Here is a 14664-nt window from a genome sequence, read left to right as displayed (position 1 = left end):
AAATCATCCAGCTGCTTAGTCTTGTAGGTCAAGCGGTTTTAGCTCTGACCTTGTTGTATCGGTAGCGGTGTAAGGCACCCCGATATTACTTCGCGGAATGAACATTGTTCCCGTCCGATAGCGAATCCAAATAGCTCATTAAATTAGATCAAGATCGATGAGGTCTGGAAAATGAAGCCTGAGATTAAAGAAGCTCTAGAGTATATAGAACAACGACTAAACAAATATACTCTTGATGCTAAGACTGCTGTAATATCGACAAAGCTCCGCAATCTAAATCAAGTTTGTCGGGAGCTGATCGTCGATGCACGTCAACGGCTCACGGTTCCGTCGGTTCTACGTCGTTACACTGCTCAGTTTCCAGATCCCTCTGTAAACCTTGCGGAATCTTCGATCCGAAATAAGCGTGCGGGTGCCAATAAGTACAAGTTGCTCTACGACGACTGGGACCAAATTGCTGAAGTCATCCTCAAAGCCCAGGCAACTCCCTCGAAGCGTGAGTTTGGCACCGAGATCATCACTGATGCAGAGATCCGGAGAATTGATGATGATATCGTGCGGCACCAAGTTAACCTGCTTAAGGTAAGAACCAGGAGCCTAGAGAGTCAGATCAACATCTTACAAGGATACCGCGGTGGACCAGTCATCCAAATCAAGAGCGAATTCCCATGTGGCGGTGAAATCACAATGCTGCCTCAGGAAGCAAATGATCTCGCTCTAAACGAGGCGGAGGTCGAATCACTAAAGAACTTCATAGATACACGCCTTATCAAAGTCCGCGGACTCAGACGATCCTCCGACGGCTCTATCGAAACCACGACTGGACACCGGCTCTCAGACCCATGCTTCCTCGACGCAATCGAAAAAATCGTAAAAAGCTACAGAGACTCCTAATGATCTTCACCGATCGTGACGTTACCCCTGCGATTTCCTCCGAACGGAGTTAGTGGTTCGTCCGGCAAGTCATGCCGCCCTCGGCGGGAGCGCAATCCCGGGTGAGCGACGTGGCCGAGGCCGGCGGCGGTTGCCCCAGATGAAGGGATGGCGATGCGCATTCCAGTAGGCGGTGGCGCCGTGGATCGCATCGCTGATCTCGTCCCAGTTCTCAAACCGCCGGCCCGCCAATGCCAGCGAGCGCAGGATCTTCCACCACGGCTCGATCAGGTTGAGATAGGCGGCGTATTTGGGCTGGAACACCATCTCCCAGCGCGGATGGGCGAGCAGAAACAGCAACACGTCCGTCGTGCGATGCGAGCTCAGGTTGTCCATGATCGCGTACACCAGGTCGATCAATGCACTCTTGGAAACATGAGCCAGCTAGGTGACGTTGGGCACGCTGATCGTTAGACGACAGCTGTGGCCTCAAATCTACGCAAGAAGTTGTCAGCAATCTTTGGAGCCTTCACGAGAACGCCAATCTCTCGGAACGGAGCAACCTCAGACGGGTCAGCTGACAACCAATTGAAGCTTGAAATTGCCAGATTATCATCGTCCCAACCCATGACTTTTGCGTGTATTCGGGGGCGGTGGATTGGTTTTACCTCAAGTCCAGCCTTTGCAAACGTTCTGATTAGATCCGCCCCAGCTGCACCCGAAAGAGGGCCTGTCGTCCTCCCATAAAAGAAGGATGCGTCAATGCCACGCTCCTTTACCGCGGCAAGGGTCGGCAAGAGGGCAAGTGACTCTGCGGCGATTCCGATGCGGTGACTAAGTGCAAATATCCGCCGGGTGGCAGAATCACGGGCTTCCAAAACAAATTTCGCGTGATCTGCTCCGTATAAGAGGCGCATCGGAACTGTCCTTCCGCGAGGACTTGGCATATTCATGACCCGGCGTCCGAGAACCGCCAGTTCTATCGCGAGATCGTTCCAGACGCCTGGTCTGCCCTGTGCAAGTCCGGCAAGCTTCCGTATCAGCTGCCCGATCAGAAAAGGTTCGCGAAGGCGAAGTGATGTTTCGAAACTCGTATAGTCGGAAGCCAGCCAGTTGCAGGACCCGACTATCGCGTTCCAGCCCTTTGACGAGTCGGCAAAGACCACCTTCGCGTGAGAATTGGTGGAAAACGGGTGAACCGTGATCGACCCTGTCCTTCCAGCTTCATCCACAGCCGCTTGCATCTTCGCTGCGGCGACCTGGGATGAACGTGTCGAAGAACCGAGGTCGTCCTGCCCCCAAAGCACATCGACCCTCACACCACGCTCGGCTGCCCGCAATAGCAAGGGCAAAACTGCGGCCGCCCGTTCGTCGCTGATGAACGTCGAGTGGATTATGACCCGCTCGGAAGCCGCCACAATAATCCGTTCGAAAGATCGCCAATGCTCGTCGCCGTCGACGATGATGTCTGACGAATCGTAGGCGGCGGCAATGGATTTCGGTAGCTCTTCTACTGCGTCCTTAATGGCAACGATGGAGACGTCCTTCTCCCCCGCAATAGCGGGTCTCTGTCCCAAAACTCCGGAGGCCGCATTCAAAATCGCATGTCGCAGGAGCGTAGGTGCCCTTGCTGGCAAGCCTTCAATCACACCCTCTCTGACCGTCACCACCGCATATCGTTCCGCCAGTTTCTCTGACCCACGATCGACACCGACGATCAGCTCGTCTTCTCCCTCGATCGCCGTGAACACCTCTCCCATATCCTCCAGCTCATGCGCTGGCGAGGCGTCGAGATGAACAACCGGATTATCGTCCGTGTGGGAGGGGAGTTGGTTCTTATGGCAAAGCTCAAGCTCCCTCCCGCGGTAGACACTTCCGGTCACCTGCTCGACAGTGAACGATCTCCATCGAGGTTCTGTTACTGTAGCTGACGGCAACTGATCGTGATGAACGCGCGCTGCACCCGATGCTGTGATCTGAAATAGTGAGCCCTTGGAGGTGGCCGCGATCTCCACCCATCCCGCGCGCATCAACCTAATGAAAGCCTCGACGACCACACGCCGCGGCAGCTTGGATCGCTCTGCCAAGTCGGCCGCCGACGCTGCTCCGCGCGACACAGCATCAAGAAGCAGGTGCTCGATGACGCTCCACCTGCGGCCACGCTCAATGATGAAGCGCCTGCTGCCCTTCAAAACCGGAAAAGTAACCTGAACCGCCGTCACTTCCTTGCCCCCTCCAGTACGCTCCACGGAACAATTGAAGCGTTCCCTGCGGCTTTCTCGGCCTCGAGCGCGGCGAGGAAATCAGACAGGAAACCTATGTCTTGGTCAGGTAAGCGCTGCGCGACCGAGACAATATGCCTGTAGAAGGAGAGACTACCGACGATGATCAGGCGCCACTTCGCACGACTCAGAATGACGTTCATTCTGCGATTGTCCCGCAGAAAGCCGAGCGCTCTTGCAGGTGTGGCATGATGGTTGTTGCGCACCATGGAAACTACAACAGCGTCTGCTTCCCCGCCTTGGAAGGAGTCGACAGTGCCGCAGAATCCACTCACGTCAACCGCTGGCGTAAAACCCGAGAGATTTGCCAGATAACCAGACCGGTTCTGGTCAATCAGACGCTCTATTCGCCGAACCTGCTGCCAATAGGGAGAGAGTACTGCTAGCGACGGCCTCTTACTGGAATCGAACGGAGCAAGATACCTTAAGATCTGGACGACTGCTGCTGCTTCGTCCGGATTGGACCACGGCGGAGCCTTCTCGCCTCCTCGGCCACCCGGCCCCTCCTCCCGGGAATAGGGCATGTCAATGAAGACAAGTGGCTTATCCGGCAAGATAGCTGCGTTACTACTTTTCAAGGGAGCGGGCTCACTCGCGAATTTCGCAGCTTGCTTGGCATTTGTTTTCAACTCCCCATCGTAGAAGCATTTCGAAACAATCCGGGCGATGGCCGGATGCATTCGATATTGCTCGTTGAGGCGACGAGCGATACGCGGACCTATATCCCTTTTCTTCTGACGCGATAGCTCGCGTTCCACAAAAGTCCCAAATAACGTCAACAAGGAGAGAGCTTCGGCACAAGTGCGGCCGAAGTCGTCCCCTGCTTTAGATACTTCATCGAAGGTTTCATCGATACCGGGATCCTTCAGATATCTAGAAACAAAGCTATCCGCCAACTTGACAACCTCTTGAACTGCGGACGTCGACGATAAGAGCTTCGCCATCTTATCGACATCGAACGGCGGCAGTTGCTTATGATCTCCGATCATAAGCCGCCGGTGCGAGAGAAGCAGTGGAGACAGCAACTCGCCACCGGTCGCCTTGCCTGCTTCTTCGACCACAGTCCAGTCGAATAGACCTTGCTCCTCTATCAGTCGTTCGACCGCGGCAGAGTTCGTGGTTGCAAAAACCAGATTGGCGGCCCTGAGGATCATTCCTTCAAAGGCGCGAAGTTCAGCGGCAATTCGCCTACCAGACCCCTCTCCGTTGGATCGGCGCGTGCCGGCTCCTGTTCTCGCGGAGGCAAGCGCGCTAACCCGCTCGGCTAAGCGTGACGAAGCTTCGCTCATCAAAGGACTTGCTGCCAAGTCTTGCAGAAGTTTATCGGCTTGGACGTCGATTTCGAGTTCGCCGGCGGCATCATCGTCATCAGCAGCCCGGGCTCGAACCATCAATGGTCCGCTGTCTTCGTCCGATAATTTGAAGGTCGCTTGCAATTCTTTCATCAGGTGATCAATTGCGGAATTGCTCTGCGCCGAGAGCAGGATACGAGCCGTAGGGTCGTCGTCCATACGGCGTGTTACGAGGTCGCCAACGAGATAGGTCTTTCCTACACCCGGAGGGCCTTGCAGAAGAAAGAGCGGAATTGTGGACAGTATCTCCCGCAGCGCCTTCTGCTTCGATTCGTCGAGCCTCTTGAATTCTTCTGCATTTTCATCGAGAGGGTCTTGGCTATCCTCAATCCTGAGACGAGGATCGACAAACATCCGCAGCAGTTCGCCGTGATATTTTAGAGCCGTTAACGCCTTCAGGCGCCGTTTAAACTGTGCGATCCGACCCGCCATATCGGCCGGAACAAGAAATCCGAACGAGCGTGTCTGAGGAAATGCCTGTCCCTCGAATTTCATACACTCGAGATCGTTCAGTTCCTCAAAGTCGACAAAGCGCCAGGCTGTGTTCGCGGGCGAACGATCGCCAAGCGTCCCCGGTTCAGAGAAAATCCATCCGCCCTCATCTCGAGGTGTTTCCGAGCTTAAAAGCTTGCGTAGCCTGCTTGCAGGAGGTTCTAACCCGAGGTGTGTGGAGAGATTGGAACGATCTTTGTCGACACGCGAAACGACGTACATGATCTTCTGATCGAAGCTGTCTCCGCTTCCCCTCGAAATGACTTCGATCGGGAATATATCAGCCGCCGCATATGCCATTTCCAAAATCAATAATAGGGCAAAGGCTTGATGCATTCGTTCCGCATCCGACTTCCGCACCGTCTGCTCATTGGTGCGGTTAATGTAGTCTTCCCAATGCTGGACCTTTCCTCTTCTACGAGGAAATGTTTGCAGCGCATCCCCGGTTTTTACTATATCGAGTGCGGCGGTGTTGATGAGTGTCTCGCCAATCACCTGCGATTTTGCTGGTGGATCGAGATCTACTCTCTCGGAGAAGGCAAATTCCCACGTTGCCGCGTCTGGTGAATTCGGACGCCTATACGGCATCAGGCGATAGGTTAAGCGTTGACCAAGAAGCACGTACCGCGCGGACACACCTTCGCGGATGGCAAGGAGCTGAACCTGCTCACCGAGATCGTCACGCATAAAGCGCAGCTGCTGTACGTCGTCTGCGATTTCAATCTCTCCATTGGAGGCTCTCCTAACTGCCTCCGACAGAGGGCTTCCGGATCCCAGCCTCACAGCAAGACAAAGTGAAGCGTCCTTGCCGGCAACCTCTGCAGCGATGTCATCGATGATTGCCTGAATTCTCGTTGCAATGTAATCACCGTCCAGACGCTCGACATGCTCAAGGCCTAACATAGCTCTCAGCAATCTCACCTCGGCCGCAGGCACATGGTCGGCAACACGTGAAGCGACGATTTTGAGATCGTTGAGCGGGCCGATTGGGATATCAAGGATGATGGCGGTCAGGTGTGCGAGATCGCGCCAGTCGCGCGCGAACGAAAAAGTGCGCTCTTCGCGAGGTGCTTTCACCGTTTTTCCATCGACTGCGTCGGCTGCGACGATCCGCATCGACCACTCGAAACCGGTTAGGCGAAAGTCCGGTTCATCTCCAAGAGCCGTCACCACAGACCAAGGATCGATATTCCTGTGAATAGTGCCCTGAGAGTGCAGGAGTTCAACCCCGTTCACAAGCCGCAAGATGTTAGCCCAGAGGAGGCGCCGCGATCGTGGCTGCCGGGCTTGTGCCAAGAGCAGCGGCTTTCGACTAACGTTGAGCAGGACATCGAGCGGGCTTCCCTGTCCAGGATCGAGAACAAGATAGAACCCATCCTTGTCTTTGCCGCTTGCTACCATCGGTACAATTAGTTCGTCGGCACGAGGCACCGCTGATAGGCGCTGCAACTGTCGGATTTCGCTCCGCCAGATGATCTCCAGATCCTGATCGTCAATGCCTTTTACGCGTGGCCATGTCTTGATGAGCACCTCGCGAGAATCGCGAGTGCGGGCAGTGTCTATACCAGCCCGGCCTTGCTTGCGATCTGGCCGGAGAAGGTACTTATCATCAAGCGCGTAATCTGAAAGAAATCCGGATTTAGACTTGCGCCCCGACATTCTCGCCCTCCCCGATTTGATCATCAATACAAGACATTGAGGTGGACGGAAGAGGAAATCTGTCACATCTCCTAATCACAGCACGGTCGGGAACCGGTATCCACAGATAGACGGCATTGTTGTCTGGAGACCAGTGCTGATCACGATCTGCACAAACAGAACAGGGAGGTATCTACCTAGGATACTTCGTACCTGCCGCTTCGTCGCTGTAGTCTGTGCAAGCAGCACCAACATATCCCGCTCGAAAATATCGACGACATGCTAATGATTGTTCTCGGGAATGCACTTGTCGAGCAAACTGGCATATCATGCGATCAATCAAATGTAATAATTTTGATACACATAACCCGAGCTACATCAAAGTAAAAAATGTTCTCGGCAATCATATGTCAATTGTCTAAGTAAAGTGTTGAATAGCACTATTCTGCATGAATAATTATCTTTATAAGCAAGAACGGCGACATAGATACATGTCAAACCAAGCCGATCATTTTATCTATATTACCTGCAATCGCTGCAGCTGGCATGGGCTAGCCACAGCGCTAAAGCAACCCGTTGCGGCGAACGGAACTGGCGGTCGCTGCCTGCGCTGTAGAGCCGAGAACCTGATAGAGGGGGAGGAGCCTACGCGAGGAGAGTTCCTCCAGGGCCGACGGCGGCAGTTCGAGGACTTTGAGATGATGGCACTACGTTCCCTTGCTGACGAAGAGATCTCGCCAGACGACGCTCATATGGTGATTGAACACATGCGCCGTGTTCTGATCGACGATGTTCTTGACGCCTTCGGAGAGGAAGAAGCGCGGCACTGCTACTCATGGGTATGCAAACTCGACGAACCGCAGATACCGCCCTCGGAGATCGACCCGTCGCCGTGCTATGATGCAGGTACGTTAGCCGAAGATAGCACGAGGTTCCGCAGACTTGTCCAGTAGATAGGGGCTGACGCAGCCCTCAAGAGCATTGGAGCAGAGGATCCGCTGGGCATGCGACCACGAGGCCACGCAGACGAGGACGTCTGCAGGTGCGGGACTTCTTCTTGCGCCCTTGATACAAAGCAGCGGTAGGAGGCGGATGCCGGTTCCGTCTCCTGTCTGATCAGGGGCGTTTCTGGCCGAGCTTCGCTCCTATGGTCACCAATCGATTGAAGAGCCTGGCTGGCTGATCCTGCGTGGGCTCTCGGCTATGGTCACGGATCAGTGGGGGCCCCTCCCCTTTCTGGCCACCCTGCCGGGACGTCGAATATTTCCTGGAGGCTTATGCCATCCTGACGCCGCAAACTTTCGCCGTCGCGCCGCCATGCCATAACCCGAAAGTCGATGACGTGAGCCGAACGTGCCGCCCAGAGATTCTCGACAAACATCGCATTACGCTGGCCGAGTGTCCAAGGCCCAAGCCGGTCAGCAATGAGAACCGCGCTGAGTCTAGTGCACTGCGGGCCCCTTGGTCCGTTCCAGACGCCATCGGGCAGGCGGATCGGTCGGCCGCCGCCATGCATGTATTCCTCCCAAGCCTCAGTTCCGTACAGGCCCTCGATGGCATGCTCCAAGCGGGCATCACGATCGAGCATGTTGAGCGCCACAACCAGAGGAAGTTCTGGAGTCCCATAGTGCCCTGCCTTACGGATAAGCGGCTCTCGGATGGTAACCCAAGGTGCAGCCGTGCGGATTCCATCCGACAGAATGCCTGTGGCCCGACCGGCACCGTCTCCGCGGGTGCCTTGGCGCGCGATAGGACGCAGGCTCAGCAGCATGCCCTCGAGGTGGTCCTCATATAGTGGAACTTCGTCCGGATGAGCAGCTGCGATAGCTGCATGGTCGAGTCCGCCGAGCCAGCGCACAATCCGATCGGTAAGAGCACGCACGCGGACCGGATTTTCCGGTGCCCCTTCCACCTCCACCCCTAAAAGGAAATCGGGCGAGTTGATCGCGTCAATCGCGCGCAGCACGTCTTCGCGCCGAGAGCGGACCGCAGCATCGGCATCGGATTCTCCACGCGCTACAGCACATTCAAGGTAGAAAGGTGTTCCGTTAGCCTCGACGAGAAAGTCTGGTCTACGTCCTGTGCCCGGCACGGCCGGCTCAACTGCGACAACGCGCATACCGGCGCGCAGACACCATTCGTGAACGAACAGTTCGAAAACAGCCTCGACGTGCGAGCGCTCGGTCCGAATGCGGGCAACGAGAGCGTCTCGTTCGGCCGCAGGGTAACGCTCAGCCATAGCATTCAGGAGGGCGCGGATGCGTGCCGCCTCCGGTCGCGCGGATTGGTCAATGTAAGCGAAATGAGACTCGCCTGCGCGAGCGCGCGCCTCTCGCGTACGTGGCCTACCATCGAAAATCATTCGTTCCTTGTGATCACGCCCACCCAGGGAACAGGGTCCAAATGACTACGGACGCCCCCTGTATTCTCGACAAAATCTAGGACAAAAATACAAAAGCCCCGCGTCGGGCGGGGCTAACTCCTTGAAACCTTTGGCGCTCCCTAGGGGACTCGAACCCCTGTTTTCGCCGTGAGAGGGCGACGTCCTAGACCGCTAGACGAAGGGAGCAACTTTGTTACATTACCTACTCGTATGACCTATTACCAGCTGTTTTCCCTCCTGCCTAGTGGCCCCGAACAGAAAACCTACCACCGCGCTCATTCCTGAGCTTGTTTGGTAGGCCTACCACTCTCGAACCCTTAGCACCACTCGCGTGGTAGGGTTGGAGGGGGGTCCTGACGTCCTAGACCGCTAGACGAAGGGAGCTAGCAAGGTGGAGGCCGTTCGTATAACCACCCTGCGGGATGCCTTCAAGTCCTTTTGCTGAAAAAAGCGAACGGCCCAGGTAAAATGAGGATGCGGTGAACGACGCGACGCGCCAGGAATGGCTTTTGGATGACGAGAGGCCGGTCGAACGGCTGGATCGAGTACTGGCGGGCCTGCAGGGTGACCTGTCGAGAAGCCGCCTGCAGGCGCTCATCCGCGACGGACAGGTTACCGTCGATGGTGCACCGGTCGTCGATCCGAACCGCAAGGTCGGCGGCGGCGTCCGGATCGCCCTGACGGTACCGCCAGCCGTCCCGGCCGAGCCCGCCGGCGAGGCCATCGATCTCACTACCGTCTATGAGGACGACGATGTGATCGTCATCGACAAGCCGGCGGGTCTCGTGGTGCATCCGGCGGCGGGTCACGATTCCGGCACCCTGGTGAACGCCCTCATCGCCCATTGCGGAGAGAGCCTGTCGGGGATCGGCGGCGTGAAGCGGCCGGGCATCGTCCACCGCCTCGACAAGGACACGTCCGGGCTCCTGGTGGTCGCCAAGAACGACCTTGCCCATCAGGCCCTAGCGGCGCAGTTCGCCGACCACGGCCGAACCGGGCCCCTGGAGCGCGCCTACTTGGCGATCCTATGGGGTGTGCCTGAGCGGCGGCGGGGGACCGTCGAGGCGGCGCTCGCCCGCAGCACGCACAACCGGGAAAAGATCGTGGTGGTGGGCGAGGATCGCGGCCGCTATGCCATCACCCATTACGAAGTTCTGGAAGGCCTGCCCCCAAGGGAGCCGATCGCGAGCTTGGTGCGATGCGAGCTGGAAACGGGGCGCACACACCAGATCCGGGTTCATATGGCCCATCTCGGCCATCCGCTCCTCGGTGACGCGACCTACGGGTCCGGCTTCAAGACCAAGGCGAACCGCCTGTCGGAGCCTCAGAAAGATGCGCTGAGCGCCCTCGGCCGGCAGGCGCTGCATGCCGCGATCCTCGGCTTCGAGCATCCGCGCAGCGGGGAATTCCTGCGCTTCGAGAGCCCCCTGCCCCAGGACATGGCCAAGCTTCTCGAGGCCCTGAGGGCGCCGATTTAGCGTCAATCGGTCGCAAAATTGGATCTCGCGGGCACCCTTGCGACTCTGGAGCGTTCACCACGTCTTGAAGCCTGACGCCTCTATTCGGACACGGTTGAACCGATTATATAGGGAGCAGGGCGGCCAGCCGTGGAGGGGGCTGCCACAGGCTTGCCTCGTGGTGAGGGAGCCAAAGGAGGAGAAAAGATGGCTACAGCGCTTCCGGTGCTTGCCAATGAAGGGGGCCTTTCGCGCTATCTCGACGAGATCCGTCGCTTCCCCATGCTTGAGCCGCATGAGGAATACATGCTCGCCAAACGCTGGCGCGAGCATGGAGATCGCGAAGCGGCCCATAAGCTCGTGACATCACATCTGCGCCTCGTCGCCAAGATCGCCATGGGCTATCGCGGCTACGGTCTGCCGATCGGCGAGGTCGTGTCGGAAGGCAATGTCGGCCTCATGCAGGCCGTCAAGCGCTTCGAGCCCGACAAGGGTTTCCGCCTCGCCACATATGCCATGTGGTGGATCAAGGCCGCCATTCAAGAGTACATTCTGCGGTCATGGTCCCTCGTGAAGATGGGCACCACGGCCAACCAGAAGAAACTGTTTTTCAACCTGCGCAAGGCGAAGGGCCGCATCTCCGCGTTCGAGGAAGGCGATCTGCGCCCCGAGCACGTGAAGCAGATCGCCACGCAGCTCGGCGTGACCGAGCAGGACGTGGTGGACATGAACCGCCGTCTTGGCGGCGACTCGTCTCTCAACGCTCCCCTGCGCGACGAAGGCGAAGGCGGCGGCGAATGGCAGGATTGGCTGGTCGACAACAGCCAGAGCCAGGAGCAGGTGCTCGTCGAAGAGGAGGAAGGCCAGAACCGTCTGACCGCTCTCCGCTCAGCGCTCTCCGTGCTCAATCCGCGCGAGCGTCGCATCTTCGAGGCGCGCCGCCTGTCGGACGATCCGATCACCCTCGAAGAGCTCTCCACCGAGTTCGGCGTGTCCCGTGAACGGGTCCGCCAGATCGAGGTCAGGGCCTTCGAGAAGGTGCAGGAAGCGGTCAAGAAGAACCTGACCCAGATCGAGACCTCGTCGGCCGAGGCTTAAACCTCGGACGGCCTCTGGGCCATTAAAAAAGCCGCGCATCCAGCGCGGCTTTTTTGTTGTCGATGACGGGTCTGCCTATTGCCACTGATTGAAGGCATCGTTGAGGATCTGGGTACCGGATCCGCCCTTCTCGAAGCTCAGGATAGCCCGTTGGCCGGAGGCCATGCGGACCGGCAGGTCGATCCAGTTGCGGCGCACGAACAGCTGGGTGTTGCGCGCGATGTCGACCTGCAGGTTCGACAGACCGATCAGGAACAGGTTCTCGCGCACGGGCACCGGCAGTCCAGCCACGGGCGTTCCGCGGGCGGCTTCCTCATCCTTGAACTGCAGCAAGCCCACGTCCCGGATGACACGGTTCGCATCGCCTTGGCGGGTGGTGAAGGTGAGTTCGACCGTGTGCGAGGCGGGCAGCGTGGTGTCGAGGTTGCGCCTCAGGACCATGCGCATGGTGAGCCCGGCATCGGGCACCTCGATCAGCGCACTGACCGCTTTCTCGAGCGGCTGGCCCTGGCCCGGATTCACGTCCTCCAGGCGCCAGGTGACGCGACCGACCAGCGCCTTCGGGGTCTGCGGATTGGTCGGATCCTCCTCGTAGAAGACCGCGCGCTGCACCGTGCCCGCCTCTTGCCGGGGCGCCGTGGCGGGCGCGGTCGCGGGAGGAGCCTGGCCGCCGACACGCTCGTTGATCTTGGCATCCGCCGGGGGAGCCGGCTGCTGCGGCGCCTCGGCGACGGGCATTTCGGGAGCGAGGTTTTCCGGCTTGTCGCGCCACAGGAAGGCGAAGGCCGCGATGGCCGCGATCACGAGGGCCAGCACCGATCCGAAGATGATGGTCCGCGTCCGCCCCTTGCTCTGCATGGCCGGATGGGGCCGGCTGTCGATCTTGGGACGCGCCACCGCAGGCTCGGCATAGGTCTCTTCGACTTCTTCCTCCGGGGCAGCTTTGGGCGCGGGGGCGCGCAGGCCATGGACCGAGCCGGCGCTCCGGGAACCCGCAGAGGTTGGCTGATCGTCGGCCAGCATGTTGGAGAACGCGTCGGCATCGAAACCGGCCGGCGGGGCATTGTAATCCGCCTCGACGCGGCTGATGGCGTCGTCGAGGGAACGGCTCTCCTGCTGGATCTCCGCCTCGCTCAGAGGCGGATTGAGGGAACGCAGCTGCGCGATCAGGGCCGTGCGGGCGCGCTCGTAGACGGCGCGCCGCTTGTCGGCGTTCTGTTCGGGCAAGCCTTCGACGGCTCTTGCGATGAGAGGGTAATAATCTGCCATTTCTCTCAGGGAATGACCCGCCGTGGCTCCGCCGTCAACCCTCAAAGGGGTTCTTCATGAGGATTGTGTCGTCACGCTCCGGCGAGGTGGAGAGCACGGCGACCGGCGCCCCGATCAGCTCCTCGATGCGGCGGACATACTTGATGGCCTGCGCCGGCAGGTCGGCCCAGGAGCGTGCTCCCGCGGTCGAGCCGCTCCAGCCTTCGATCTCCTCGTAGATCGGCTCGACGCGCGCCTGGGCTCCCTGGCTCGCCGGGAAGTAATCGATGGTTTCGCCGTCGAGCCTGTAGCCGGTGCCGATCTTGATGGTCTCGAAGCCGTCGAGGATGTCGAGCTTGGTGAGCGCGATGCCGTCGATGCCGGAGGTGCGCACGGTCTGGCGCACGAGCGTGGCGTCGAACCAGCCGCAGCGACGCTTGCGGCCCGTCACCACGCCGAATTCCTTGCCCTTCTGGCCGATCAGCTCGCCGATCTCGTCGAACAGCTCGGTCGGGAACGGCCCCTCGCCCACGCGGGTCGTGTAGGCCTTGGCGATGCCGAGCACGTAGCCGACGCCGCCCGGGCCGAGGCCCGAGCCGGTCGCCGCCTGCCCGGCGACCGTGTTGGACGAGGTGACGAAGGGATAGGTGCCGTGATCCACATCGAGCAGCGCGCCTTGCGCGCCTTCGAACAGGATGCGCTTGCCGGCCCGGCGCTCGTCGTCGAGCAGGCGCCACACGGCGTCCATGTAGGGCAGCACCTTCGGGGCGATGGAGGCAAGCTCCTCGTAGATTGCATCAACGCCGAACTCGTCGAGGCCGAAGCCGCGGCGAAGCGCGTTGTGATGGGTGAGGAGACGCTCGATCTTGTCCCGCAGGGCCGAGAGATCGGCGAGGTCCATGAGGCGGATGGCGCGGCGGCCGACCTTGTCCTCGTAAGCCGGGCCGATGCCGCGCTTGGTGGTGCCAATCTTCGTGCCGGCGCTGCCGCTTTCGCGAAGCGCATCGAGCTCGCGGTGGATCGAGAGAATCAGCGTGGCGTTCTCGGCCACGCGCAGGTTGTCGCGGGTGATCGAGACGCCCTGCTCCGTCAACCGCTCCACCTCGCCGGCGAGCGCATGCGGATCGAGCACGACGCCGTTGCCGATGACGGAGAGCTTGCCCGGACGCACGACGCCGGAGGGAAGCAGCGACAGCTTATAGACCTTGTCGCCGATCACGAGGGTATGGCCGGCATTGTGCCCGCCCTGGAATCGCACGACCACGTCCGCCTGTTCGGACAACCAATCGACGATCTTTCCCTTGCCTTCGTCGCCCCACTGGGCGCCCACGACAACCACGTTCGCCATCGCTCAAGCCTCACATAAAAAAACCCTGGCGCAAGGCCAGGGTTGGTCAAAAACCTTGCAAACCCTCATGGTGGATCGCGCGCCTCAGGTCAAGGCGGAATGAGCCTCGATCCCGCGATCATAGGGGTCCCGGACGGCGGGAATGTGGTTGCCCGGCACATCGAGGTGCGTCGGGTCTGATCCCGCACCGTTGCCGGTCCTGGGTCGCAGATCCCGCCGACGCGGCCCCGGGATGACGCCCGCGCCGTCATCACCTCCCCGGACTTGATCCGGGGACCGTGCCGGTGATCCCGATGGAGTGAAGCGCCAAGCCTTTCCGGATCGGGATGGCCGCCCCTCATGGCGCAGGTGTCATTCCCGTCCGGAGATGGCAGAGCCATCGGAGGGGAAGGGAAACCATGGCGGCTCGCTTGATCGTGGATCCCCTTCCCGTACTGGGTGCGCCGGGGATGACAGCGGAGCGCTTCACCGGAGCGGGATGATCCAGTCATGT

At 59.2% G+C, this 14664-nt stretch carries 9 protein-coding genes and 1 tRNA gene; 3 read left to right on the top strand and 7 right to left on the bottom strand.

Annotated elements, in window-relative coordinates:
- Positions 1-171: 171 nt before the first annotated feature.
- Positions 172-894: a gamma-mobile-trio protein GmtX gene (gmtX, locus tag OC446_RS21485; RefSeq protein WP_262031056.1), complete on the top strand. Its 723-nt coding sequence runs from the start codon at positions 172-174 to the stop codon at positions 892-894.
- A gap of 69 nt (positions 895-963) precedes the next feature.
- On the opposite strand, the gene OC446_RS21480 is transcribed toward gmtX, so the two are convergent.
- From OC446_RS21480 to OC446_RS21460, 5 genes are all read right to left on the bottom strand, one after another.
- On the bottom strand, positions 964-1293 hold the full coding sequence (locus tag OC446_RS21480; protein ID WP_262031055.1) for a transposase: 330 nt from the start codon (positions 1291-1293) through the stop codon (positions 964-966).
- Positions 1294-1343: 50 nt separating this feature from the next.
- A complete protein-coding gene (locus OC446_RS21475) occupies positions 1344-3095 on the bottom strand; it encodes a TrmB family transcriptional regulator (protein WP_262031054.1) in 1752 nt (583 codons plus the stop codon).
- Entirely contained in the window at positions 3092-6658 is a 3567-nt protein-coding gene (locus tag OC446_RS21470; protein WP_262031053.1) for an AAA domain-containing protein, read from the bottom strand. The genes OC446_RS21475 and OC446_RS21470 overlap by 4 nt, the downstream gene beginning before the upstream one ends.
- Positions 6659-7844: 1186 nt before the next feature.
- The gene (locus tag OC446_RS21465; RefSeq protein ID WP_262031052.1) at positions 7845-8876 is read right to left on the bottom strand and encodes a hypothetical protein; all 1032 of its coding nucleotides are present in this window, start codon (positions 8874-8876) and stop codon (positions 7845-7847) included.
- A gap of 254 nt (positions 8877-9130) precedes the next feature.
- A tRNA-Glu gene (locus tag OC446_RS21460) sits at positions 9131-9206 on the bottom strand.
- Positions 9207-9499: 293 nt separating this feature from the next.
- Between OC446_RS21460 and OC446_RS21455 the strand changes: the two genes are divergently transcribed.
- Together OC446_RS21455 and rpoH are read left to right on the top strand one after the other, a co-directional pair.
- Positions 9500-10498, top strand: coding sequence for an RluA family pseudouridine synthase (locus tag OC446_RS21455; RefSeq protein ID WP_262031051.1), 999 nt, complete (start codon positions 9500-9502; stop codon positions 10496-10498).
- Between the two features lie 186 nt (positions 10499-10684).
- A complete protein-coding gene (gene rpoH / locus OC446_RS21450; protein ID WP_262031050.1) occupies positions 10685-11575 on the top strand; it encodes an RNA polymerase sigma factor RpoH in 891 nt (296 codons plus the stop codon).
- A 75-nt stretch (positions 11576-11650) separates the two neighbouring features.
- Here rpoH and OC446_RS21445 read toward each other — a convergent pair whose 3' ends face one another.
- Entirely contained in the window at positions 11651-12844 is a 1194-nt protein-coding gene (locus OC446_RS21445) for a histidine kinase (protein WP_262031049.1), read from the bottom strand.
- A gap of 34 nt (positions 12845-12878) precedes the next feature.
- The gene (locus tag OC446_RS21440) at positions 12879-14171 is read right to left on the bottom strand and encodes an adenylosuccinate synthase (protein WP_262031048.1); all 1293 of its coding nucleotides are present in this window, start codon (positions 14169-14171) and stop codon (positions 12879-12881) included.
- Positions 14172-14664: the final 493 nt, after the last annotated feature.

It is taken from the genome of Microvirga sp. Mcv34 (genome assembly GCF_024519725.1).
Lineage (GTDB): Bacteria > Pseudomonadota > Alphaproteobacteria > Rhizobiales > Beijerinckiaceae > Microvirga.
The sequence above is the reverse complement of the archived record's forward strand: the minus strand, read 5'-3'. Positions and strand labels throughout refer to the sequence as shown.